This window comes from Pseudomonas sp. W5-36 (assembly GCF_046540455.1).
Classification (GTDB): domain Bacteria; phylum Pseudomonadota; class Gammaproteobacteria; order Pseudomonadales; family Pseudomonadaceae; genus Aquipseudomonas; species Aquipseudomonas graminis_B.
In genome coordinates this window covers 24398-48575 of record NZ_JAXCIQ010000026.1, presented here as the reverse complement: position 1 = coordinate 48575, position 24178 = coordinate 24398, and the positions used below count along the sequence as shown (strand labels likewise).

Genomic DNA, 24178 nt, shown 5'->3' with positions numbered 1-24178 from the left:
TAAATAAATCAGTCCCATTTTACGGCCCGAGTCTTGTTGGTTTAGCCGGCGACAAGCACCCGAATCGCTTCGAGGCGCAGCGCGGCTTTTTCCAGCATGGCCAGGCCTTGCTCACGTTGCTCACGCAGCGCCGTCAGTTCGCTGTCGCGGACCGTCGGGTTGACCGCTTGCAGGGCCGTCAGACGCGCCAGTTCTTCTTCGGTGTCTGCGGCCAGACGTCGCTGTGCTTCCGCCACACGTTCAGCGTGCTTGGGCGTGATCTTGCTTTCAGCGGCGTTGATCTGCGGGTTCAGCACGTCACGCTGGGCCTGGATGAACTTGTTGGCGCTGGCCCGGGGCACGCTTTCCAGCTGACCGTTCAGGGTGGTGAAAGACACACGGCCCGACAGGTCGTTGCCGTTGCCATCCAGCAGGCAACGCAGTGCAGCCGGCGGCAGGTAGCGGCCCAACTGCAGCGAACGCGGCGCGACCACTTCACTGACGTAGAGCAACTCCAGCAGCACGGTGCCGGGTTTCAGCGCCTTGTTCTTGATCAATGCCACGGCGGTGTTGCCCATCGAGCCTGACAGCACCAGATCCATGCCGCCCTGCACCATCGGGTGTTCCCAGGTAATGAACTGCATGTCTTCGCGAGCCAGCGCCTGATTACGGTCGTAGGTGATGGTCACACCTTCGTCGTCGCCCAGCGGGAAGCTGGCGTCGAGCATCTTCTCGCTCGGCCGCAGGATCAGCGCATTCTCCGAGTGGTCTTCGCTGTCGATGCCGAACGCGTCGAACAGGGTTTCCATGTAGATCGGCAGGGTGAACTGATCGTCCTGCTCAAGGATGGCTTCCACCAGCGCTTCGCCTTCGCCCGCGCCGCCCGAATTGAGCTCCAGCAGGCGGTCGCGGCCGGTGTGAAGTTCACTCTCCAGACGCTCGCGCTCATTACGGGCCTCGTTCAACAGGGCCTGCCAGTCATCCTCGTCACCGCCATCGAGCTGCGGCAACAGGCGCGGGCCGAACGTATGCTGCAGCGCATTGCCGGTCGGGCAGGTGTTGAGGAACGCGTTGAGGGCTTCGTGATACCACTGGAACAGCCGCTCTTGCGGGCTGGTTTCCAGGTACGGCACGTGCAGCTCGATGATGTGCTTCTGGCCGATCCGGTCCAGACGACCGATACGCTGCTCCAGCAGGTCCGGGTGCGCGGGCAGATCGAACAGCACCAGATGATGGGAGAACTGGAAGTTGCGGCCTTCACTGCCGATTTCCGAACAGATCAGCACCTGGGCGCCGAACTCTTCGTCGGCGAAGTAGGCCGCCGCGCGGTCACGCTCGAGGATATTCATGCCTTCGTGGAAGACCGTCGCCGGGATGCCGGAGCGCACGCGCAGCGCGTCTTCCAGGTCCATCGCGGTTTCGGCGTGGGCGCAGATGACCAGCACCTTCACGCGCTTGAGCATTTTCAGCGTGTCGATCAGCCATTCCACCCGCGGATCGAAGCGCCACCAGCGTTCTTCTTCGCTGATCTCACCCTGGGCCTGGAAGCTGACTTCCGGGTACAGGTCGGCGTGTTCGCCAGTCGGCAGCTCGAGGTATTCGGCCGGGCAGGGCAGGGGATACGGGTGCAGTTTGCGCTCCGGGAACCCTTGCACGGCGGCGCGGGTGTTACGGAACAGCACGCGGCCTGTGCCGTGACGGTCAAGCAGTTCACGGATCAGGCGGGCGCTGGCTTCGGCATCGCCGGCGGCAACAGCGGTCAGCAGCGCCTCGGCTTCGGCGCCGAGGAAACCACGGATGGTCTCGTTGGCCTTGGGCGACAGCGTGCCCTTGTCCAGCAGCTCCTGAACGGCCTCTGCCACCGGGCGATAGTTTTCGCTCTCGGCGCGGAAGGCGTGCAGGTCATGAAAACGGTTCGGGTCCAGCAGGCGCAGACGGGCAAAGTGGCTGTCCTGACCGAGCTGCTCAGGGGTTGCCGTCAGCAGCAGAACCCCGGGAATCACTTCGGCCAGCTGCTCGACCAATGAGTATTCGCGGCTGGCCTTTTCTTCGTGCCAGACCAGGTGATGAGCCTCATCGACCACCAGCAGGTCCCAGCCCGCCGCAAACAAAGCGTCCTGGGCCTTCTCGTCTTCAACCAGCCATTCCAGTGACACCAGCGCCAGCTGGGTGTCTTCGAACGGATTGCTGGCATCGCTCTCGATGAAGCGTTCGGCATCAAACAACGCGACCTGCAGGTTGAAGCGGCGGCGCATTTCGACCAGCCACTGGTGCTGCAGGTTCTCCGGCACCAGGATCAGCACGCGGTTGGCGCGGCCCGACAGCAACTGGCGGTGGATGACCAGACCGGCTTCGATGGTTTTACCCAGACCCACTTCGTCCGCCAGCAAGACCCGCGGCGCGATACGGTCAGCGACTTCACGAGCGATGTGCAACTGGTGCGCGATCGGTTGCGCGCGTACGCCGCCCAGGCCCCACAGCGAGGATTGCAGCTGGCGGCTGGTGTGTTCGAGGGTGTGATAGCGCAGGGAGAACCACGGGAGTGGGTCGATCTGCCCGGCAAACAGGCGGTCGGTGGCCAGGCGGAACTGGATGAAGTTCGACAGCTGGGTTTCCGGCAGGGTCACCGGCTGGTTTTGCGCGTTGAGGCCGTGGTAGACCAGCAGGCCGTCGACGTCGTCGACTTCGCGGACGGTCATCTTCCAGTTTTCGAAGTGGGTGATGGTGTCACCCGGCGAGAAGCGCACCCGCGTCAGCGGCGCATTGCGCAAAGCATACTGGCGCGTGTCGCCAGTGGCCGGATAGAGCACGGTCAACAAGCGGCCGTCCTGTGCCAGAACGGTGCCCAAACCCAGCTCGGCTTCGCTGTCGCTAATCCAGCGTTGCCCCGGTTGATACTGCTGCGACATGCTGCCTGACTCCCGCCTTGAAAAAGCCGACTATGTTAACGGAACAAGGCGCCCAGGCCAAAGCCACATTGTAAAAACCCCCGGATATAGTGGGAGGCGTGGCTGAACGGGCACTTGCTGCGAAAAACATAGTCGAAACTCGCGCTTGAATCGGCTCAAGTCGACGAAACGGCAGCCGACAGCTTGATAACAGGAGACCATTACCATGCTGCCACCGCTGATCCCATTGAGCGCGGCCCCCGTGACTTCGCAGCTGGACCCGGTCAAACCCACCCCGGACATCCCGCCGGTAACGCCGATTCAAAAGAGTTCGAGCGAAACCAATATCGACATGGGCGAACGTGACCGCGAGCAGGCCGAATTGCTGCTGCGCGAAGAACAACGCCGCCATCAACGCCGCCGCAGCGACCGGCGCGTGGCTGACCGTCACCCCGATCTGCAAGAAGGCCCGGCCATTCCCGGGGATTTCCTCAATGCCGACGACACTGTGCCGGTGGTTCCGATCATCGACGACGAGCCACGCCAGGGCCTGTGGGTCGACCTGAAGGTCTGAGGCGCTGGTCAGCGCCGCTGCGATTGCGCATTATTGGCGGCAACAGGTATTCACGAGCGATACGCCATGAGCGATGACGACAAACTGGTAGACCTGAGTGCCGAACGCGCCAAGCGTGTTCACGACCTCAATGACAAACGGCTGAACGAAGTCCGAAGCGCGTTCGAACAGGCCATGCCGCTGGGCAAGGGCAAGAAGAAAGCCAAGAGCAAACCGAAAAAACGCTGACCACGCCTCCCGTTCGTCCCCCGCCTGCCGGCTGCTGTTTGCGATTCACGCCGGCATTGACCTGAGTCAATTTCTCCCGCTACCCCTCTGGTTACTCTGCGCCTGTCAAAGGCTGAAGCAGAGGGCACGCGCATGTTTCTCGACCACGCAGTGATAGCCGGCGTCATGGCGGTGGGGCTGATGATGGTGATTTATTCAAGCGTCGGACTGTTCATCTGGAAAGACTCACCCCGGCGCGGCAGACGCTGAGTTTTCTATACAAAGAGCACGCAAGGCATTTTGGGCAACTTCGGTTGCCCATTTTTTTTGCGCGGTGGCTGTGCGTGCTGATTGCTGCGCCGGGAGGATGCTGGCGGCGGCTCAACCCACGGTGATGGGCGGCAGATCGGCCAGGGTCACGGTCTGCAGCTTGCGTGGCGCAAGGATCTCGGCCTCGCCATCCACCACCAGTTCATCGTTCTGATTGAACACGCGAGTGGCGATGCGCACGCGGAATTTTGGCAGTTTCTCGAGGATCTCCAGGCGCACGGTCAGGGTGTCGCCGATCTTCACCGGCTTCTGGAAGGTCATCTGCTGACCCAGGTAAATAGTGCCCGGGCCAGGCAGTTCACAGGCCACTGCCGCGCTGATCAATGCGCCGCTGAACATGCCGTGGGCGATGCGATCCTTGAACATGCTCTTGGCCGCGAACTCAGCGTCCAGGTGCACCGGGTTGCGGTCGCCGGACATCTCGGCGAACAGCTGGATGTGACGCTCCTCGACGGTTTTGCTGTAGCTGGCGGTCTGGCCGACTTCAAGGGATTCGTACGGCGTGTTGGTGACTTGGGTCATGGGGCGTCCTGTGACAGTTGGGAAAGATGAACCACCGGGGTCATTCGCTGCGGCGCGGCCTTGGCTGCTGTAGCGCCTGTTCAAGCCAGGCAAGCAGGTCATGGGTGACCTCTTCACGATTGATCTCCAGGAAAATCTCGTGACGCGCCTGCGGGTAGACCTTCAGCGTAACAAACGGGTGGTCGGTGCCGCTCAGAGCGTCGGCCAGATGCGTGAGACGCTTGCCATCGCTCACCGGATCACATTCGCCACCGATAATCAGGATTGGCAGTCCGGAATCGATCTGCGCCAGGTTCGAACGCTTGCTGATCTGTTGCAGGCCGCCAAGCAGGTCCATCCACAACTGATTGGTGCAGCGAAAGCCACACATCGGGTCATGGCTGTACGCGTCGACCTCGGCCGGGTCGCGGTTGAGCCAGTCATAGCAGGTGCGTACGGGCTTGAATCGTTTGTTGAACGAGCCGAACGACAGGTGCTCGATCAACGCGCTGCGACCCGCCGGCCCTTGGCGCCAGCGTTCAAAACGAGCAACCAGCGCCGCCGAGCGGTAGAAGGCGACCGGATGGTAATTCGAGCCGCTGAGAATCGCCCCTTGCACACTGGCGCTGTGGTGCAGCAAATACCCCTGGGCGATGTAACTGCCCATGCTGTGACCGAGCAGGAACACCGGCACGCCCGGATGGCGCACCGCAATCGACGCTTTCAGCGTGGCGAGGTCGCCGACCACTTTGTTCCAGCCGTCCTGATCGGCGAAATGACCCAAAGTGCCATGGGAGGCCGAATGGCCGTGGCCACGCTGATCGGCGGCATACAAGGCGAAGCCTGCCCGCATCAGTGCCCCGCCGAGTCTGTCATAGCGCCCGCCGTGCTCAGCCATCCCGTGGGAAAGCATGACCACCGCCCGGGCATTGCCCATCGGCCTCCAGGTCCGCACATAGAGACGACTGTGATCTTGAGCGTCCAGCCAAAAAGCTTCGTGTTCCATCGCGTTTTCCTGGCCCCTGTAAAAAGTTGTCTCAAAAAACGCAGTGGCGAGCGCTTTGCTTGAGTGTATAGCGGTAGCCGGATGGCAGGCTGGTTACCCGCAAGATTCACACTGGTGATGACGTGGCGACGACTATTTGCCTTCTATGCCATAGCTGCTAACGTCCGGCAAACGCCCGTTTAAATACCACGGGGCCAGTACACTCAGGTAAGAGGATAAAAACAACATGCAACCTGAATTCTGGAACGACAAGCGGCCCGCTGGCGTTCTTTCTGAGGTGGACCTGCAGGCGTACACATCGGTGATCGAAGTGTTCGAGCGCAGTTGCCGCCAGTACGCCGATCGGCCGGCCTACAGCAACATGGGTGTCACCCTGAGTTACGCAGAGCTTGAGCGCCAATCGGCGGCCTTCGCCGGTTACCTGCAACAGCAGACTGACCTCAAACCCGGCGACCGCATCGCCGTGCAGATGCCCAACCTCATCCAGTACCCCATCGCCGTGTTCGGTGCCATGCGCGCCGGCCTGATCGTCGTCAACACCAATCCGCTGTACACCGCCCGGGAGATGCGCCACCAGTTCAAGGATTCCGGCGCCCGCGCACTGGTCTATCTCAACGTCTTCGGCAAGAACGTGCAGGAAGTGCTCGCGGACACCGATATTCAGTACCTCATCGAAGTGAAGATGGGCGACATGCAGTCGGCGGCCAAAGGCTGGCTGATCAACACCGTGGTCGAAAAGGTCAAGAAGCTGGTGCCCGCGTACCACTTGCCCCAAGCCATCCCGTTCAAACGTGTGCTCAAGCTGGGCAAGGGCGATCGTCTGCAACGGGTGCCAATGGCGCTGGATGACGTCGCTGTGCTGCAGTACACCGGCGGCACCACCGGTTCGCCGAAAGGCGCGATGCTGACCCACGGCAATCTGGTCGCCAACATGCAGCAGGTCTATGCCTGCATGCAGCAGCACGGGCCCGACGGGCGGCCGATCTTCAAGCAGGGCAGCGAGATCATGGTGGCGCCGCTGCCGCTTTATCACATCTATGCGTTCACCTGTAATTGCATGTGCATGATGGTCAGCGGCAATCACAACCTGCTGATCACCAACCCGCGGGACATCGGCGGCTTCATCAAAGAGCTGAAGAAGTGGAAGTTCTCGGCAATGCTCGGCCTCAACACGCTGTTCGTGGCGCTGATGGACCATCCCGAATTCAAGAATCTGGATTTCTCGACGTTGCGCCTGACCAATTCCGGCGGCACCGCGCTGGTCAAAGCCACCGCCGAGCGCTGGCTGCAATTGACCGGCTGCCCGATCGTCGAGGGCTATGGCCTGACCGAAACCTCTCCCGTCGCCACCGCCAACCCCTATGGCACTCAGTCCAGGCTGGGGACGGTGGGCATGCCGGTGCCGGGCACCACGGCGAAGGTCATCAGCGACGACGGTGCCGAGCTGCCTGTGGGTGAGCGCGGCGAGCTGTGCCTCAAGGGGCCGCAGATCATGCTCGGTTACTGGAACAAGCCAGAGGCCACCGCCGAAGTGCTGGACAGCAAAGGCTGGCTGAAAACCGGGGACATCGCGGTGATCGACCCGGACGGGTTCATTCGTATCGTGGACCGCAAGAAGGACCTGATCATCGTTTCGGGCTTCAACGTCTACCCGAACGAGATCGAAGACGTTGTCTCGCGGCATCCGAAAGTCGCGAACTGTGCGGTGATCGGCGTTCCGGACGACCGTTCGGGCGAAGCTGTGAAGCTGTTCGTGGTGCCGAGGGATGCCACGCTGACCAGCGAGGAGTTGAAGGCATACTGCAAGGAGAACTTCACCGGCTACAAGATTCCCAAGCAGATCGTGCTGCGTGAGTCGTTGCCGATGACGCCTGTGGGGAAAATCCTGCGGCGCGAGCTGCGGGATATCGCCTGATCGGGCATCGCTTCCTTCCCCTGAGCTTTACCCGCACAAAACGGCGTGATGATCACGCCGTTTTTTTGCCCGGTGTTTGGCTTCAGGGTTTGAGGGGGCCGCATAAATGAACATCACCGTAGGATATTTCCGACATTTAGGTTCATTGCTCTAAACGTGACCGTGGCCTATTCAAGAGTCAGGTATGTGACTGGAGAGCCCGCTTTTGGCTCTAGGCGGCCTTTGGCAAAGCTGATACGCTCGCCCCGCTTTTTGTGCCAACGGTCAACAAAAAGCGGTTACTACAATATTCCAAACACAAGAAATCATCGCATCAAGCGGTGTGTAGAAACGCTGTTGCTGAGGAGTCGGCTTTTATGCTCGAAAACTTCTGGAAGGATAAATATCCGACAGGTATCGCTGCCGATATCGATCCGGATCAGTATCCGAACGTACAGGCCGTATTGAAACAGTCCTGCGAGCGTTTCGCCAACAAACCTGCGTTCAGCAACCTGGGCAAGACCCTCACCTACGGCGAAATGTACGCGCTGTCCGGTGCCTTTGCGGCGTATCTGCAACAGCACACCGACCTGCAACCGGGCGATCGCATCGCCGTGCAGTTGCCCAACGTGCTGCAGTACCCGGTCGCGGTGTTCGGTGCCATTCGTGCCGGGCTCATCGTGGTCAACACCAACCCGCTGTACACCGCGCGGGAAATGGAACACCAATTCAACGACTCCGGCGCCAAGGCGCTGGTTTGCCTGGCGAACATGGCGCACCTGGCCGAGAAGGTCGTGCCCAAGACCGGCGTCAAGCACATCATCGTCACCGAAGTCGCCGACCTGCTGCCGCCCCTCAAGCGCCTGCTGGTCAACAGCGTCATCAAGTACGTGAAGAAGATGGTCCCGCCGTTTCACCTGCCCAAGGCGGTCAAATTCAACGCCGTGCTGGCCAAGGGGCACGGTCAGCCGGTGCGGGATGTTTCGCCGACCGGCGACGACGTCGCGGTGCTGCAATACACCGGCGGCACCACCGGCGTGGCCAAGGGCGCGATGCTGACCCACCGCAACCTGATCGCCAACATGCTGCAATGCCGGGCGCTGATGGCGGCCAACCTCAATGAAGGCACGGAGATTCTGATCACGCCGTTGCCGCTGTACCACATCTATGCGTTCACCTTTCACTGCATGGCGATGATGCTGAGCGGCAACCACAACGTGCTGATCAGCAACCCCCGTGATTTGTCGGCGATGGTGAAAGAGCTGTCGAAGTGGAAGTTTTCCGGCTTCGTCGGGCTCAACACGCTGTTCGTCGCGCTGTGCAATAACGCCGACTTCCGCCACTTGGATTTCTCCTCCCTCAAACTCACCCTGTCGGGCGGCATGGCTCTGCAAACCGCGGCGGCCGAGCGCTGGAAAGAGGTGACCGGCTGCTCGATCTGCGAAGGTTACGGCATGACCGAGACCAGCCCGGTGGCGTCGGTCAACCCGTTCCAGAAGATCCAGATGGGCACCATCGGCATTCCCGTGCCTTCGACCCTGTGCAAGACCATTAATGACGCTGGCGAAGAGCTGCCGGTCGGCGAAGTGGGCGAGCTGTGCATCAAGGGTCCGCAGGTGATGAAAGGCTACTGGCAAAATCAGGCCGCCACCGACGAGATGCTCGATGCCGACGGTTGGTTGAAGACCGGTGACATCGCGATCATCCAGCCGGATGGCTACATGCGCATTGTTGATCGCAAGAAAGACATGATCCTGGTCTCCGGCTTCAACGTGTACCCGAACGAGCTGGAAGATGTGCTGGCGACCCTGCCGGGCGTTCTGCAGTGCGCGGCCATCGGTATCCCGGACGAGAAATCCGGTGAGGCGATCAAGCTGTTCGTGGTGTGCAAGCCGGGCACGACCCTGAGCAAGGATCAAGTCATGCAGCACATGCGCGCCAACGTCACGGCTTATAAAGTGCCGCGTAGCGTGGAATTCCGCGACGCCCTGCCGACCACCAACGTCGGCAAGATCCTGCGCCGCGAACTGCGTGACGAAGAACTGAAAAAGCTGGCGCTTAAGAAGCCGGCCTGAGTCAGCCCTGACACCAACAGACCCCGCCAGCGTGGTCGGCCTAACGGCCTCGGGTTTCGCCTTCGGCGAGTTACTTGGAAAAGCACCCCCCTCTCGGTTTTAAAGAGCAGCCAAGGGTGCTTGCTCTCGGTTGGGCCCCTCGTTCCTCGGGGTTCCTTCACTCCGGTCCCGCTCCGTGGGCCCGCGCCGAACGGACATCCATGTCCTGACGGCGCTCTCGCCGCATCCATGCGGCCCGGCCCACTCCGCGAGACCTACGTTCAGCCTGCACCAAGGTCGCGATAGGTGTCGTCTGGACTTTCTCCGCATGAAGATCAAAAGCAGATCACAAGCTTCCCGGCTAAAGCCGGTCCCACAGACTTACTGCGCACCCACTGTAGGACTGGCTTTAGCCGGGAAGAGGCCGGTGTGATCGCCACATATTTTACTCAATGCACGCGCTGCTCTTAGTGGGACCGGCTTCAGCCGGGAAGAGGCCCGCATGACCGCCATTAATTTTTTGGCACAAACCCCCCATGTGGAAGCCGTCACGACCTCGTGGGAGCGACCGGGGTGGCGCTCCACCTTGCGCGCGAGGCTTACACCCTGCCCGTGAATGCCTTTGCGCCACAGACCTGCCTCCACCCCACCAAATCTGCGACAATCCGCGCCCTGCATTCAGATAGAAAGATTCCGCGCCCTGATGACCGACGATTCGACCTCCATCGACCAACTCTTCAAAAATCTCGACCACGCGATGATCAGCGATCGTCATCGCTTGCGCCGGCAATTGCATGAGCTGCGCAAGAAACCGGACGAGACGAAGCTGGCGCAGTGGGTCGAGCGCGTGCAGGCATCGTGCGCCCGTGTGCTGAGTCGCGCGCAAAGCGTGCCGACCCTGCGCTACGACGAAAACCTGCCGATCGCCGCCAAGCGCGACGAGATCAAGAAAGCGATCCTTGAACATCAGGTGTTGATCATCGCCGGCGAAACCGGCTCGGGCAAAACCACGCAGCTGCCGAAAATCTGTCTGGAAATCGGTCGCGGGCAGCACGGACTGATCGGCCACACCCAGCCGCGTCGCATCGCGGCACGCAGCGTCGGCAGCCGGGTCGCCGAAGAAATCGGCACGCCGCTGGGCGGTCTGGTGGGGTACCAGGTGCGCTTCGAAGACCAGAGCGACGAAAACACCCTGATCAAGCTGATGACCGACGGCATCCTGCTCGCCGAAACACAGCACGACCGCTTTCTTGAGCGCTACGACACGATCATCGTCGACGAAGCCCACGAACGCAGCCTGAACATCGACTTCCTGCTCGGTTATCTGAAAACCCTGCTGCCCCGTCGCCCGGACCTGAAAGTCATCATCACCTCGGCGACCATCGACCTCGAACGCTTCTCGGAGCATTTCGACAAGGCGCCGGTCATCGAAGTCTCGGGCCGGACTTTCCCGGTAGAGACCTGGTACCGGCCGATGACCGCCCAGCAGGACGAAGAGGGCAACAGCATCGAGGAGGACCTGACCGTCGATCAGGCGATTCTCGCCGCGCTGGACGAGTTGGCCGCTTTCGAACGCAGCGAGCGCAAGTCCCCCGGCGATGTGCTGGTGTTTTTGCCCGGCGAGCGGGAAATCCGTGACGCCGCCGAGATGCTGCGCAAGGCTCAACTCAAGCACACCGAAGTCCTGCCGCTGTACGCGCGCCTGTCGCCGGCCGAGCAGCAACGAATTTTCCAGTCTCACCCGGGCCGTCGCGTGGTGCTGGCGACCAACGTCGCCGAAACCTCGCTGACCGTGCCGGGTATCCGCTACGTCATCGACACCGGCACCGCGCGCATCAGCCGCTACAGCTACCGCGCCAAAGTGCAGCGCCTGCCCATCGAAGCGATTTCCCAGGCCAGCGCCAACCAGCGCAAGGGCCGTTGCGGTCGGGTCGAGCCGGGCCTTTGCGTGCGGCTGTACAGCGAAGAAGATTTTCTGTCGCGGCCTGAATTCACCGACCCGGAGATTCTGCGCACCAACTTGGCGGCGGTGATCCTGCAGATGCTCCACCTGCGACTGGGCCAGATCACCGATTTCCCGTTCATCGAGCCGCCGGACGGCAAAGCCATCAGCGACGGCTTCAACCTGTTGCAGGAGCTGTCGGCGGTCGACCGCGAGAACAACCTGACGCCGATGGGCCGGCAACTGGCGCGCCTGCCGGTGGACCCGCGCATGGGCCGCATGTTGCTCGAAGCGGCGAAGCAGGGCAGCCTGCAGGAAGTGTTGATTGTCGCCAGCGCCATGTCGATTCAGGACCCCCGTGAGCGTCCGCCGGAGCGTCAGCAGGCCGCCGACCAAGCCCACGCGCAATGGAAAGATCAGGACTCCGACTTCGCCGGGCTGGTCAATCTATGGCGCGGTTTCGAAGAACAGCGCCAGGCCCTGACCGCCAGCCCTCTGCGTAACTGGTGCCGCCGTAATTTCCTCAATTACTTGCGCCTGCGCGAGTGGCGTGACTCCCATCGTCAATTGAGCCTGATCTGTCGCGACCTGCAACTGACGGTCAATAAAGAGCCGGCCGATTTCCCGAAATTCCACAAGGCGGTACTCTCGGGCCTGCTCAGCCAGATCGGTCAGAAGACTGAAGAGGGCGACTACATGGGCGCGCGTCAGCGGCGGTTCTGGGTGCATCCGTCGTCGGGGCTGGGCCGCAAGCGTCCGCAATGGATCATGGCAGCCGAGCTGGTCGAGACCACCAAGCTGTATGCACGCATGGTGGCGAAGATCGAACCGGACTGGATCGAACCCCTCGCCGGGCACCTGATCAAGAAAAACCACTTCGAACCCCATTGGGAAAAGAGGCGCGGCCAGGTCGTCGCCTTCGAGCAGATCACCCTGTTCGGCCTTATCGTGGTTGGGCGTCGGCCCGTGCATTTCGGGCCGATCGATCCGGTCGTGTCCCGCGAGTTCTTCATACGCGAAGGGCTGGTGCGCGGCGAAATCCAGTCCCGGGCCCAATGCCTCTCAGCCAATGCCAAATTGCTGGAGCAGCTCGACGAACTGGAAGCCAAGGCGCGTCGCCGAGACATCCTGGCCGACGAAGAAACCCTGTACCGCTATTACGACGAACGCTTGCCGGCGGAGATTCACCAGACCGCGACGTTCGACGCCTGGTACCGGATGGAGAGCCAGAAGAACCCGCAGTTGCTGATCATGCGCGAGGAAGATGTGCTCGCCCGTGAAGCCAGCGAGGTCACGGCCAATCAGTACCCGGACACTTTGCGCCTGGGCGAACTGACCCTGTCGCTGACCTATCACTTCGAGCCCAACCATCCGCGTGACGGCGTGACCCTGCGGGTGCCGGCGCCGCTGTTGCTGTCGTTACCGGCCGAGCGCCTGGAGTGGCTGGTGCCAGGGGTGCTGGAAACCAAATGCGTGGCGCTGGTGCGCAACCTGCCCAAGGCGCTGCGCAAGAATTTCGTGCCGGTGCCGGACTTCGTCAAAGCCGCGTTGCAGCGGATGGTCTTCGCCGAAGGCTCGCTGCCCCAGTCGTTGGGCCGCGAGCTGTTGCGCATGACCGGCGTGCGGGTGACCGACGAAGCCTGGGCCGAAGCGGCGCAGCAGGTGGAAAGCCACCTGAAAATGAACCTTGAAGTGGTCGACGCCAACGGCAAGTTCCTCGGTGAAGGCCGTGAGCTGGATGAGCTGACCGCCCGTTTCGCCGAGGCCGGACAGGCTGCACTCGCAGTGCCGCACTCGGCGAAAGGTCAGCAGCCGGTCGAGGCCAAGGGCTTCGCAAAGGTGGCCGAGAAGACTCAGCAGAAGATCGCCGGGCTGTCGATGACGGTGTATCCGGCACTGGTGGAAGAGGGCGGCGCGGTCAAAGAAGGGCGTTTCTCCACCCAGGCCGAGGCCGAATACCAGCACCGCCGAGCCCTGCAACGGCTGTTGTTGCAGCAACTGGCAGAGCCGGCCAAGTTTTTGCGCAGCAAGTTGCCGGGACAGACCGAGCTGGCCTTGCTGTACCGCGACTTAGGTCGGGTCGATGCATTGATCGAAGACATCCTGCTGGCGAGTCTCGACAGCTGCATTCTTGAGGGCGAAACGACGTTGCCCCGAGACGGCGCCGGCCTGCTGTCCCTGGCCGAGCGCAAGCGTGGTGGTCTGACCGAGCATGCCGAGCGGCTGGCGAGGCTGACGCTGGAGATTCTCAAGCTGTGGCATGGCCTGCAGAAGCGCTTCAAGGGCAAGATCGATCTGGCCCAGGCCGTGGCGCTGAACGACATCAAAGGTCAGCTGAGCAAGCTGGTCTATCCCGGTTTCATCCGCGAGACGCCGGCGGTGTGGCTCAAGGAACTGCCGCGTTACCTCAAGGCCATTGAAATGCGCCTCGAGAAACTCGGCAGCCAGGCGCAGAAGGACAGGGTCTGGAGCATCGAACTGGGCAATCTCTGGGCGCAGTACCAGGCCCGCGCCGACAAACATGCCCAGGAAGGCAAGCGCGACCCGGAGCTGGTGGTGTATCGCTGGTGGCTGGAGGAATACCGCGTCTCGCTGTTTGCGCAGCAACTGGGCACCAAAGTGCCGATCTCGGACAAGCGCCTGAACAAGCAGTGGACTCAGGTCGAGGGGTGATCCCCTCGGCCCGCAGTGCCGATTACATTACCCGATAGCGCGAAATGGCGGCCGTTATGGCAAACTTCGCGGCTAAACTTCATAGCGTCATAAAACATCCGTCGTCCGCCAAGCGGGTTGCTGCCCCGTTGCATTGGGACCTTCGTCCCAGATCGCCAACGCCCCCGCTTGTGCTGGCTGTTCAGCTGCTGCCGTCAATGAGCTGCTTTTATCTCGAGAGGAACGACCGTGTACGAAGTCGTGATCAGTGGCACCGGGCTTTTCACCCCCGCCAACAGTATTTCCAACGATGAGCTGGTGCAGTCTTTCAACACCTACGTTGCCCAGTTCAACGCCGAAAATGCCGCCGCGATCGAAGCGGGAGAGGTCCAGGCACTGACGGAATCCAACGCGGCGTTCATCGAAAAAGCCAGCGGCATCAAAAGCCGTTACGTGATGGACAAGGACGGCATTCTCGACCCCCAGCGCATGAAGCCGCGTCTGCCCGAGCGTTCCAATGACGAGTGGTCGATCCTCTGCGAGATGGGCGTTGCCGCGGCCAATCAGGCCCTGCAGCGTGCCGGCAAGACTCCCGCTGACATCGACGGCGTGATCGTCGCCTGTTCCAACCTACAGCGCGCGTATCCGGCGATCTCCATCGAAATCCAGGCGGCGCTGGGCGTTGAGGGCTTCGGCTTTGACATGAACGTGGCGTGCTCCTCGGCCACGTTCGGCATCCAGACCGCATGCAACAGCGTCAAGCTGGGCCAGGCCCGCGCGTTGTTGCTCATCAGCCCTGAGATCTGCACCGCTCACCTTAATTTCCGCGACCGTGACAGCCACTTCATCTTCGGTGATGCGGCCACGGCGGTGGTGGTCGAGCGTGCTGACCTGGCAACCTCCCAGCACCAGTTCGACATCGTTGGCACCAAGCTGCTGACGACGTTCTCCAATAACATCCGCAACAACTTCGGTTTCCTCAATCGCACGGCGGAAGAGGGCCAAGGCAGGCAGGACAAGCAGGACAAGCAGGACAAGCTGTTCGTGCAGGAAGGCCGCAAGGTGTTCCGCGACGTCTGCCCGATGGTCGCCGAACTGGTGGCCGCGCACCTGGACGAGAACCAGTTGAACGTCAGCGACGTGCAACGCTTCTGGCTGCATCAGGCCAACCTCAGCATGAACCACCTGATCGTGAAGAAACTGCTGGGCCGCGACGCCACTGTCGAAGAAGCGCCGGTGATCCTCGATCGCTACGCCAACACCAGCTCCGCAGGTTCGGTGATCGCGTTTCACGAACACCAGGACGACCTGCCAAGCGGCGCGCTGGGCGTACTCAGTTCGTTCGGCGCGGGGTATTCGATTGGTAGCGTGATCTTGCGCAAGAAGTGATGCGCGCGGCATGACCGCGGTTGATGACGTAGGAGCGTGGCTTGTCCCGCGATCTGGCGCGAAGCGGCAGCAACACAATGAATGCGGTGTGTCAGCAAGAATGGCGTGGCGAGGTTTAACGACTGCTGCGCAGCCGATCGCGGGACAAGCCATGCTCTTACAGAGTTCGGCGTATGGCATCGCAACAAAAAAGCCCGGCGTCGCTCTGTCGGAACGGATGATGGGGATCCGACAGGGCAACGGCGGGCTTGAGTTTTTTAGCAGCTTCAAACGGCAGCAGCACGCCGCTTGAGGCTTTTAGCTTTTAACGTGTCGCTTGCAGCTTGAAGCTCGCTTTCTTAAAACTTCGCCAGTACGTCCAGCTGCAGCGTGTTGGCATCCTGATCACGCGGCAGCGCAGAGGTCGTGAAGTCCGCTTTGGTCAGGAAGTACGTCGCGCCGACGGCGAAGTTCTTGTCGATGTCGTAGGAAATGGCCAGCTTGTGACCGCGCGAACCGGTAGTGCCGTTGGCGAAATCGGAGTCGGTGAAAGCACCCACCACAGCGTTACGCTGCGTGTCGCGGTAGTTGTAGTCCAGACCGAAACCGAACACCTTGGTTTTTACACCCGCCAGCCAGGCGGTGTCTTCGTCGCTGTTGGTGGCGCTGTTGACCACGTACTGACCGTACAGGCCGACCGGTACGACAAAGCCGGTCAGGTCCAGTTGACCGAAGCCTTCGTACAGGCGGAAGTCAGTGGTGTTGTTGCCGTTGATGCTCAAGCCACAGAACGTTGTGCTGGTGCTGGCAGCCGCCGGATTACAGTCGTTGGAGTTTTCGTAGTTGTAGACCGAACCGCCGACAGTCATCTTCACGTTGTCGGTGATGGCGACCCGCGTACCCAACTGAGCCGCGTTCAGGCGCAGGTCGTTCTTGAACTGCGTACCTTCGCCGCTGATGTTGTCCTTGAGGGTGTAGGTACCGGCGCTGCCGAACAGCTCGAAGCCCTTGTTGATCGGCAGGCTGTAAGTGGCGGCCAGACCTTCAGGGTTGATGTCGTTGTCCCAGATCACGTCGCCTTCGCTGACCCATGGCTGAGCCATCTTGCCGCCGATGACGTGCAGGTTCTGGATTGCGGTCGGGTGGTAGTCGATGAAGCCCTGATCCAGCCACAGGTCTTTCTTGGTGAAGTAGTCGTTCTGGTCAACGTTGGTGGAGTTGGCCTTGTTGTCACCACCGGTGGCGATACGGATGCCGGTGCTGACTTGCGGGTTGATCTCGCTGTAGGCGCCGAGACGCACACGGATACGCTGACGATTTTTGTCCTGGCTGTTGTTCTGGTCGTCGATCTTGACCGTCTCTTGCCGAACGCGAACGTCACCTTTGAATTGAGTCTTCGCTGCCCATGCCACTTTCTGCTCGAAGGCAGACAGTTCGGAGGACTTGGCCGTGGTGGCGGCGGCGATCTGGTCGGACGTGGCTTTCTGAGCCTGTTGCTGAGCCAACTGGTCTTTGGTCAGCTCGGTTTGCAGTTCGGCATACTGGGCAGGTGAAATCGAGCCATTGGCCTTGAGCATGTCCAGCAGTTTCGCGTCGACTGCGGCGCTGGCCGGAACGCTCATGGCCAGCAGCACACCACCACACAGGGCTGCCGCAGTTTTCGTGGAAGCAAGACGCATATCAATCTCCGTAACTGAGAGGGGATGACCGGATCATCCAGGGATCAGCCGACCAAAGGCGGGCGGAAGAAAATTGGCGTTCTTAGAACCTCTGGCTCTAAAAACTGGCGCCAGTATTGCCAGCGTTTATGACGATACGGTGGCGAACTGATGTCGTGTGGGTGACATGTGAAAATTTCGTTGGAGCTGCGGGCTAGAGCGGTGCCGCGAGTAATTTCATGTGCAGAACAGATGAATAGGTGATACTGCGCCCACGTTGGCGCGACCTGGAGTGGTGGGATGTCGTTACACCGATTGGATAAGCTTTCTGACCTTGCGCCTGAACAGTGGGACGCCCTGATACCTGGCGATTCACCGTTTTTGCGCCATGCCTTTCTCAGTTCGCTGGAAGACAGCGGCAGCCTCGGGCCGCGTTCCGGCTGGCGCGCCGAGCACTTGCTGCACTACGAGGGTGAGCGACTCATCGCTGCGCTGCCGGCGTACCGCAAGTGGCACTCTTATGGCGAGTACGTGTTCGATCACGCCTGGGCGGACGCTTGCCGTCGCGCCGGTCTGGCCTATTACCCCAAGCTGCTGGTGGCGGTGCCGTTCAGTCCAGTGAGCGGGCCCCGGCTGTTGGCGAAGACCCCCGAAGATGGCCGTGAACTGCTCGCTTGCCTGCCGGGGTATGCCCAGGGCGAGGAGCTGTCCAGCGTTCACGTCAACTTCACCGACCCGGTCGCCGATGCGTTGCTCGCCGAACAACCCGGCTGGCTGCAGCGCATTGGCTGTCAGTACCATTGGCAGAACCGCGGCTATCGGGATTTTCAGGATTTTCTCGACGCCTTGAGCTCACGCAAGCGTAAGCAAATGCGTAAGGAGCGCGAGCAAGTGGCGGGGCAGGGTTTTGACTTCGACTGGCTCGAAGGGCATGAACTGAGCGAGGCGCATTGGGATTTCGTCTACGCCTGCTATTCCAATACCTACGAAGTGCGTGGGCAAACGCCTTACCTAACGCGGGAGTTCTTCAGTCTGGTTGCCGAGCGCATGCCCGACGCGATTCGTGTGGTGCTGGCGCGGCAGGGTTCGCGCCCGGTGGCGATGGCGTTCAGCCTGGTCGGCGGCGACAGTTTTTACGGTCGCTACTGGGGCTGTTTGGCCGAGTTCGATCGATTGCACTTCGAGACGTGTTTCTATCAGGGCATGGATTACGCGATCGCCCACGGCTTCAAGCGCTTCGACGCGGGCGCCCAAGGGGAGCACAAATTGATCCGCGGCTTCGAGCCGGTCATCACCCACTCATGGCATTACCTGGCGCACCCGGGATTGCGCGAGGCGGTGGCGGATTTTCTGACCCAGGAACGGGCGGGGATTCTGGCGTACGCCGAAGAAGCGCGCGGGGCGTTGCCGTATCGGCAGGTGTAGTTGAATCGCGGGTGTCAGCGTAGCGGAGACAATGGGAGCGACTGGGTCGCTCCCATTGAGTGACGGCGACAGGTCAATCCACCCCGACGAACCCGCCCGTCTGATGCGCCCACAGCCGCGCATACAAGCCTTTGTGGGCCAGCAGTTCGCCATGGGTCCCGCTTTCCGCAATCACGCCGTTTTCCAGGACGATCAGGCGATCCATCCGCGCGATGGTCGACAGCCGGTGGGCAATCGCAATCACCGTCTTGCCCTGCATCAGCGTCTCCAGACTCTCCTGAATCGCCGCTTCCACTTCCGAATCCAGCGCTGACGTCGCTTCGTCCATGATCAGGATCGGCGCGTCCTTGAGCAGCACGCGGGTGATGGCGATACGCTGACGCTGACCACCGGACAGTTTCACGCCGCGCTCGCCCACATGGGCGTCCAGCCCGGTGCGGCCTTCGGAGTCCGTGAGCAACGGGATGAACTCGTCGGCGCGGGCCTTGCGCATCGCTTCCCACAGTTCGGCGTCGGTCGCATCCGGTTTTCCGTACAGCAAGTTATCGCGGATGGAGCGGTGCAGCAGCGACGTGTCCTGGGTGATCATGCCGATGTGCGAACGCAGGCTTTCCTGAGCGACGTGGGAAATGTCCTGATCGTCGATCAGGATGCGGCCGCCTTGTACGTCATACAGACGAAGCAGCAGATTCACCAGGGTCGATTTACCAGCGCCGGATGGCCCGATCAACCCGATTTTCTCGCCCGGCTTGATATCCAGGTTCAGGCCGTGAATCACGCCCTTGCCCTTGCCGTACTGGAAGTTGAGGTCTTCGAATTTCACCTCGCCACGGCTGACCGCCAGCTTCGGTGCAGCGTCCCGGTCGGTGATGCCCACCGGCTGCGCGATGCTCTGCAGACCGTCCTGCACCATGCCGATGTTTTCGAAAATGCCGTTGACCACCCACATGATCCAACCGGACATATTGACGATCCGAATCGCCAGACCGGTCGCCAGCGCAATCGCGCCCACGGATATCAACGACTGGGTCCACAGCCACAATGCCAGGCCTGTGGTCGTCACAATCAGAATGCCGTTGAGGCTGGTGATCACGGTGTCCATTTCAGTGATCACGCGACCTGCCAGCTGGGTCTTTTCTGTTTGTTCGCTGATGGCCTCGCGGGCGTACTGCTGCTCCGAGTTGGTGTGCGCGAACAGCTTGAGCGTTGCGATGTTGGTGTAGCCATCGACGATGCGGCCCATCAGCTTGGAGCGCGCATCGGAGGAAATGACCGAGCGAGCCTTCACCCGAGGCACGAAGTACCACAGCGCCAGAATGAATGCGAAGATCCAGCTCAGTAGTGGAATCATCAGGCGCCAGTCGGCTTCGGCGAACAGCACCAGCGCGCTGATCGAATAGATCAGCACGTGCCACAACGCGTCCACCGACTGCACCGCCGAATCACGCAGCGCGTTGCCGGTCTGGACGATGCGTTGGGCGATGCGCCCGGCGAAGTCGTTCTGGAAGAAATTCAGGCTCTGCTTGAGCACGTAACTGTGGTTCTGCCAGTTGATCATGCTGGTCATGCCGGGGCTGATGGTCTGGTGCACCAGCAGGTCGTGCAAGGCAACGAAGATCGGGCGCAGCACCAGCGCGACGATGACCATCCACGTCAGCTCGAACGCATGTTCGCGGAAGAAATTCGGGTTGGGCGTGCCTTGGGCCAGATCAATGATGCGGCTCAGGTAGCTGAACAGCGACACTTCGATCAGCGCGCCGATCAGTCCGACCACCAGCAGCGCGGCAAAGCTGGGCCACACCTGACGCAGGTAATACAGGTAGAACGAGGCGACGGTGTTGGGCGGGGCGGCGGAAGGGGCTTCGCGGAAGATATCGATCAGCTGTTCAAAACGGCGATAGAGCATTGGCAATGACGCCCACGCTTGAGCGGGCTCTCCTTTGGATGGGGATTGGATACAGCGGCTTGAGAGCAGCCCGGAGACAGTCTTGCGATCAGACCACATGGAAACGCGATTGCTCACGCTGAATCAAGGGCCCTTGTCCTTAAAATGCAAAAGCCGGGCAGGCGCCCGGCTTTTACGCTTGCGACAGGCTTAGTTCACGCGCTTGGCCGTCTTGATCAGGATCGGGTCAAGGGGCACGTTCTGCATGCCGCCCTTGTTGCCGGCTTGCGCATTGACGATCTGGTCAACGACGTCCATGCCCTTGACGACTTTGCCGAATACCGCGTAGCCATAGTCACGGGCGCCGTGGTCGAGCATCGCGTTGTCCTTCACATTGATGAAGAACTGGCTGGTGGCCGAATTCACGTCCGAGGTCCGCGCCATGGCGACGGTGCCGCGCACGTTGTGCAGGCCGTTATCGGCTTCGTTCTTGATCGGGTCGTTGGTCGGCTTCTGTTGCATCTGCGCCGTGAACCCGCCGCCCTGAGCCATGAAGCCCGGGATCACACGGTGGAAAATGGTGTTGTTGTAGAAGCTGCTGTCGACGTACTTGAGGAAGTTCTGGGTGCTGACGGGCGCCTTGTCCTGGTTCAGCTCGATTTCCACATCGCCGAAGCTGGTGGTCAGCACAACGTGAGGCGCCGGAGCGGCCATCAAATTGCCGGCGAACAACACGGCAGCGGCGGAGAGGGCGATTTTCTTCAGCATGGGCAGAGTCCTGAAATTGATGTCGACTGCGAAAAAACAGGACGTAAGGGAAGCACGTTTGCCGGGATTTGGACAGTGGGCGTGTGGCGCGCCCTGTTTTAGTGGGACCGGCTTTAGCCGGGAAGGGGCCGGTTTAATCACCCCCAATCCTGCGGTGTAACGCCCGACGCTTTCCCGGCTAAAGCCGGTCCCACAGGGTAATGCGGTGCATTCGTAGGACCGGCTTCAGCCGGGAAGGGGCCAGTGTGAACACCCTCAAATTTGCGGTGTGACCCCCGATGCATTCCCCAGGGACTGAGGGGACTGATTTATTTACAGCGCTTCACCGTAAATTAATCTGTCCCCGGATAGAGCCTATTCAAAGCATCTGCTGCGGCCCCGGGAAGGGCGCATCCAGCGGCGCGGCATCAAAACTCTGAATCAGCTCAATCAGAATCTGCGTCGCAGGCCCGAGCGGTTTGTCCTTGCTGGAATACAGATAAAACGTCGGATGCCGACTGCCGCCTTTATCCAGCGGCAGAATCTTCAGCACCCCCTCCTGAATCTCCCGGTCAATGATGTGGCGTGGCAGCCAGGCAAACCCCAAACCGCTGCTGACGAACGCAGCCGCAGTGGCCAGGCTTCCGACCGTCCAGCGCTGTTCGGCGCCGAGCCAGCCGACGTCCCGCGGTTGATTACGCCCGGAGTCACGAATCACCACCTGCAGCTGGCTTTCGAGGTCCTGGAAATTCAGCTCACGTTGCAACTGATGCAACGGGTGCCCGGGATGGGCGACGGCGACGAATTCCACCTTGCTCATCTCATTGCCCAGATACCCCGGAATACTGAATCCGCTGATGGCGAGATCGGCGACGCCTTCCAGCAACACTTCCTCCACTCCCGACAGCACTTCCTCACGCAGCCGCACCCGACATCCGCGGCTCTGCGGCATGAAGGCTGTCAGCGCCCGCACCAGTCGCGCGTTCGGGTAGGCGGCGTCTACCACCACACGCACCTCGGCCTCCCAGCCCTGTTCCATGTGGTGGGCCAGGTCTTCCAACTGGCTGGCGTTCTTCACCAACTGCCGCGAGCGCCGCAGCAATACCTCACCGGCCTCGGTCAGCACGGCTTTGCGGCCGTCGATGCGCAACAGCGGAACGCCGAGCTGGTCCTGCATTCTGGCGACGGTGTAGCTCACCGACGACTGCGAGCGGTGCAGCGCTTCGGCGGCCTGAGCAAAGCCGCCATGGTCGACAACGGCTTGCAGCGTGCGCCATTGATCAAGGGTCACGCGGGGCGCTTTCATCTCTCGCTCCTGTTGTCCTAAGCTGGCGGTCCCTGAATGGAGACTGCCCCATGAAAAGAATCTGTTGTGTGCTGCTGGCGATGCTGCCGCTGAGCGCGTTCGCCTACCCGATCGACGTCGAGAAAGACATCAAGGGCGTGCAGGTCGACTACAACAGTCATGACGTCGCCTACGACATCGGCAATATCACCCTGAATAACTTTGGCGACGTCCCCGCCAAGTGCAGCGTGGTCTTCCGCAACGGGCCGGAAGCCCCACGCACGCGCCGGGTCCAGGTCGCGCCGAAGAGCAGCACCGAAGTGACCGCCAAGTTCACCCGCGACATCGTCAAGCTGCGCATCTCCCTGAGCTGCGAGCCTCTGTAACCCACGTCTCAGCGTCGACCGAGCGTACTTCGGCTTCGGCGATAAAACAAATTCTTAGATGGGTTCGGGTCGATAGTCGGCTTCTTTGATCGAGACGCCGGCCGCTGACAGGGCAGGGTGATGAGCGCTCACGTGCTGGAGTGACATCCAACGCGCCTCTTAATCGCCCGTTAATCCCGCCGCCCGATGATGCTCGCGTTCATCGACACTCCATTGGCACTCGTTCGCTCCTGAGTGCATTGCCCGATCGACCCGCAGGACTGCGCCGGGTTGATCGGGTTTTTTCTTTTAGGGTTAGGCATCGCCGCAAACGGTGGCCCAGCCGACCTGTTCAATAGACACGCCGTGGCCAACCCGCTAAGGTCGCCGCCTTCAAAAAAGGGGCAACCATGGGCTATCTACTTTTCGTGACGCTGATTCAGGCGTTTTCCTTCAGCCTGATCGGCGTTTATCTGGCCGGGCACGTCGACAGCTACTTCGCTGTTCTGCTGCGGGTTGTCCTGGCCGGATTAGTGTTCATCCCGCTGACGCGCTGGCGTCGAGTCGAGCCGTCATTCATGCGCGGCATGCTGTTGATCGGCGCGCTTCAGTTCGGCGTCACCTACGTCTGCCTATACCTGAGCTTTCGCGTGCTGACGGTTCCCGAAGTGCTGCTGTTTACCATCCTGACGCCGCTCCACGTCACGCTGATCGAGGACGCCCTCAATCGGCGCTTCAATCCGTGGGGCCTGCTGGCGGCGTTGGTCGCGGTGCTCGGCGCGGTGATCATCCGTTACGACCGGGTCGATCCGAATTTCCTCGGCGGCTTCCTGTTGCTGCAGGTAGCAAACTTCACTTACGCGGCGGGCCAGGTGCTCTACAAACACCTGGTCGCCCGCCACCCCAGCGATCTGCCGCACTACCGCCGCTTCGGTTATTTCTACCTCGGCGCCCTGGCCGTGGCGTTGCCGGCGTTTCTGCTGTTCGGCAACCCGCAGCATCTGCCGGATGCGCCTCAACAGTGGGTGGTGCTGCTGTTCCTCGGCCTGTGTTCCACCGCGCTCGGCATGTACTGGTGGAACAAAGGTGCGTGCCTGGTCAACGGCGCCACACTGGCAGTGATGAATAACCTGCATGTGCCGGTGGGGCTGCTGATCAATCTATTGATCTGGGGGCAGAATGAGGACTTGGGCAAGCTGTTTTTGGGCGGGCTGGTGATTGTTTCATCGGTGTGGATCAGCCGTCGCGGTGTTGTTCAACGCCGGGCTGTTCTCTGAAACAGCCGGGTTAGACGCCCGCGTTACCGACATCAGCGAGGGTGATGTTAGATATCTTCATGGGTGGTTTTTCATGTTGGGATCAACCGAATAGATTGGCCCCAACGAAACGACTTAAACCACTTACCATCAACTACGCGG

The 24178-nt window shown here is 61.0% G+C and carries 17 protein-coding genes; 10 read left to right on the top strand and 7 right to left on the bottom strand.

Annotated elements, in window-relative coordinates; genetic code table 11:
* Positions 1–41 precede the first annotated feature (41 nt).
* Entirely contained in the window at positions 42–2888 is a 2847-nt protein-coding gene (gene rapA / locus SLW74_RS25825; RefSeq protein WP_410930532.1) for an RNA polymerase-associated protein RapA, read from the bottom strand.
* A gap of 205 nt (positions 2889–3093) precedes the next feature.
* Between rapA and SLW74_RS25820 the strand changes: the two genes are divergently transcribed.
* From SLW74_RS25820 to ccoM, 3 genes are all read left to right on the top strand, one after another.
* Positions 3094–3441: an aspartate-semialdehyde dehydrogenase gene (locus SLW74_RS25820; RefSeq protein WP_065992645.1), complete on the top strand. Its 348-nt coding sequence runs from the start codon at positions 3094–3096 to the stop codon at positions 3439–3441.
* A gap of 66 nt (positions 3442–3507) precedes the next feature.
* Entirely contained in the window at positions 3508–3669 is a 162-nt protein-coding gene (locus SLW74_RS25815; RefSeq protein WP_167355831.1) for a hypothetical protein, read from the top strand.
* Between the two features lie 132 nt (positions 3670–3801).
* The gene (gene ccoM, locus SLW74_RS25810; protein ID WP_296310393.1) at positions 3802–3918 is read left to right on the top strand and encodes a cytochrome c oxidase subunit CcoM; all 117 of its coding nucleotides are present in this window, start codon (positions 3802–3804) and stop codon (positions 3916–3918) included.
* A 111-nt stretch (positions 3919–4029) separates the two neighbouring features.
* Here the strand turns inward: ccoM and SLW74_RS25805 are convergent, their stop codons facing one another.
* Complete coding sequence (locus tag SLW74_RS25805; protein ID WP_065992646.1) at positions 4030–4500, bottom strand: MaoC family dehydratase; 471 nt, start codon at positions 4498–4500, stop codon at positions 4030–4032.
* A gap of 40 nt (positions 4501–4540) precedes the next feature.
* Complete coding sequence (locus tag SLW74_RS25800; RefSeq protein WP_296310396.1) at positions 4541–5485, bottom strand: alpha/beta hydrolase; 945 nt, start codon at positions 5483–5485, stop codon at positions 4541–4543.
* Between the two features lie 226 nt (positions 5486–5711).
* On the opposite strand from SLW74_RS25800, the gene fadD2 reads away from it, so the two are divergent.
* The 4 genes from fadD2 to SLW74_RS25780 all read left to right on the top strand — a co-directional run bounded on the left by fadD2 (position 5712) and on the right by SLW74_RS25780 (position 15416).
* On the top strand, positions 5712–7400 hold the full coding sequence (gene fadD2 / locus SLW74_RS25795; RefSeq protein ID WP_410930531.1) for a long-chain-fatty-acid--CoA ligase FadD2: 1689 nt from the start codon (positions 5712–5714) through the stop codon (positions 7398–7400).
* 356 nt (positions 7401–7756) lie between these two features.
* Positions 7757–9454, top strand: a complete 1698-nt coding sequence (gene fadD1, locus SLW74_RS25790) for a long-chain-fatty-acid--CoA ligase FadD1 (RefSeq protein WP_065992652.1) — start codon at positions 7757–7759, stop codon at positions 9452–9454.
* A gap of 682 nt (positions 9455–10136) precedes the next feature.
* Complete coding sequence (gene hrpA, locus SLW74_RS25785; RefSeq protein WP_410930530.1) at positions 10137–14048, top strand: ATP-dependent RNA helicase HrpA; 3912 nt, start codon at positions 10137–10139, stop codon at positions 14046–14048.
* Positions 14049–14276: 228 nt separating this feature from the next.
* The gene (locus SLW74_RS25780; protein ID WP_410930529.1) at positions 14277–15416 is read left to right on the top strand and encodes a beta-ketoacyl-ACP synthase III; all 1140 of its coding nucleotides are present in this window, start codon (positions 14277–14279) and stop codon (positions 15414–15416) included.
* Positions 15417–15754: 338 nt separating this feature from the next.
* Here the strand turns inward: SLW74_RS25780 and SLW74_RS25775 are convergent, their stop codons facing one another.
* Positions 15755–17074, bottom strand: a complete 1320-nt coding sequence (locus tag SLW74_RS25775) for a putative porin (RefSeq protein WP_410930528.1) — start codon at positions 17072–17074, stop codon at positions 15755–15757.
* A gap of 279 nt (positions 17075–17353) precedes the next feature.
* On the opposite strand from SLW74_RS25775, the gene SLW74_RS25770 reads away from it, so the two are divergent.
* Positions 17354–18478 (top strand): GNAT family N-acetyltransferase, encoded by a 1125-nt coding sequence (locus SLW74_RS25770; protein WP_065992666.1) that lies wholly within the window; start codon positions 17354–17356, stop codon positions 18476–18478.
* Positions 18479–18551: 73 nt separating this feature from the next.
* Here the strand turns inward: SLW74_RS25770 and SLW74_RS25765 are convergent, their stop codons facing one another.
* The 3 genes from SLW74_RS25765 to SLW74_RS25755 all read right to left on the bottom strand — a co-directional run bounded on the left by SLW74_RS25765 (position 18552) and on the right by SLW74_RS25755 (position 22416).
* Positions 18552–20384, bottom strand: a complete 1833-nt coding sequence (locus tag SLW74_RS25765) for an ABC transporter ATP-binding protein (protein WP_369319767.1) — start codon at positions 20382–20384, stop codon at positions 18552–18554.
* A gap of 189 nt (positions 20385–20573) precedes the next feature.
* The gene (locus SLW74_RS25760; protein ID WP_065992670.1) at positions 20574–21131 is read right to left on the bottom strand and encodes a peptidylprolyl isomerase; all 558 of its coding nucleotides are present in this window, start codon (positions 21129–21131) and stop codon (positions 20574–20576) included.
* 358 nt (positions 21132–21489) lie between these two features.
* Positions 21490–22416 (bottom strand): LysR family transcriptional regulator, encoded by a 927-nt coding sequence (locus tag SLW74_RS25755; protein WP_410930527.1) that lies wholly within the window; start codon positions 22414–22416, stop codon positions 21490–21492.
* A 50-nt stretch (positions 22417–22466) separates the two neighbouring features.
* Between SLW74_RS25755 and SLW74_RS25750 the strand changes: the two genes are divergently transcribed.
* Both SLW74_RS25750 and SLW74_RS25745 read left to right on the top strand, forming a co-directional pair.
* A complete protein-coding gene (locus SLW74_RS25750) occupies positions 22467–22781 on the top strand; it encodes a 3-phosphoglycerate kinase (RefSeq protein ID WP_065992674.1) in 315 nt (104 codons plus the stop codon).
* 389 nt (positions 22782–23170) lie between these two features.
* Positions 23171–24037, top strand: coding sequence for a carboxylate/amino acid/amine transporter (locus SLW74_RS25745; RefSeq protein ID WP_296307597.1), 867 nt, complete (start codon positions 23171–23173; stop codon positions 24035–24037).
* The last annotated feature ends 141 nt before the right edge of the window (positions 24038–24178 follow it).

Excerpts from the sequence above, each read along its gene's own strand:
- ccoM (WP_296310393.1), top strand. The coding sequence starts at position 3,802 with ATGTTTCTCGACCACGCAGTGATAGCCGGCGTCATGGCGGTGGGGCTG.
- SLW74_RS25765 (WP_369319767.1), bottom strand. The coding sequence starts at position 20,384 with ATGCTCTATCGCCGTTTTGAACAGCTGATCGATATCTTCCGCGAAGCC.
- SLW74_RS25775 (WP_410930528.1), bottom strand. The coding sequence starts at position 17,074 with ATGCGTCTTGCTTCCACGAAAACTGCGGCAGCCCTGTGTGGTGGTGTG.
- fadD1 (WP_065992652.1), top strand. The coding sequence starts at position 7,757 with ATGCTCGAAAACTTCTGGAAGGATAAATATCCGACAGGTATCGCTGCC.
- SLW74_RS25755 (WP_410930527.1), bottom strand. The coding sequence starts at position 22,416 with ATGAAAGCGCCCCGCGTGACCCTTGATCAATGGCGCACGCTGCAAGCC.
- SLW74_RS25750 (WP_065992674.1), top strand. The coding sequence starts at position 22,467 with ATGAAAAGAATCTGTTGTGTGCTGCTGGCGATGCTGCCGCTGAGCGCG.
- fadD2 (WP_410930531.1), top strand. The coding sequence starts at position 5,712 with ATGCAACCTGAATTCTGGAACGACAAGCGGCCCGCTGGCGTTCTTTCT.
- rapA (WP_410930532.1), bottom strand. The coding sequence starts at position 2,888 with ATGTCGCAGCAGTATCAACCGGGGCAACGCTGGATTAGCGACAGCGAA.
- SLW74_RS25820 (WP_065992645.1), top strand. The coding sequence starts at position 3,094 with ATGCTGCCACCGCTGATCCCATTGAGCGCGGCCCCCGTGACTTCGCAG.
- SLW74_RS25760 (WP_065992670.1), bottom strand. The coding sequence starts at position 21,131 with ATGCTGAAGAAAATCGCCCTCTCCGCCGCTGCCGTGTTGTTCGCCGGC.
- hrpA (WP_410930530.1), top strand. The coding sequence starts at position 10,137 with ATGACCGACGATTCGACCTCCATCGACCAACTCTTCAAAAATCTCGAC.
- SLW74_RS25815 (WP_167355831.1), top strand. The coding sequence starts at position 3,508 with ATGAGCGATGACGACAAACTGGTAGACCTGAGTGCCGAACGCGCCAAG.
- SLW74_RS25800 (WP_296310396.1), bottom strand. The coding sequence starts at position 5,485 with ATGGAACACGAAGCTTTTTGGCTGGACGCTCAAGATCACAGTCGTCTC.
- SLW74_RS25745 (WP_296307597.1), top strand. The coding sequence starts at position 23,171 with ATGGGCTATCTACTTTTCGTGACGCTGATTCAGGCGTTTTCCTTCAGC.
- SLW74_RS25770 (WP_065992666.1), top strand. The coding sequence starts at position 17,354 with ATGTCGTTACACCGATTGGATAAGCTTTCTGACCTTGCGCCTGAACAG.
- SLW74_RS25805 (WP_065992646.1), bottom strand. The coding sequence starts at position 4,500 with ATGACCCAAGTCACCAACACGCCGTACGAATCCCTTGAAGTCGGCCAG.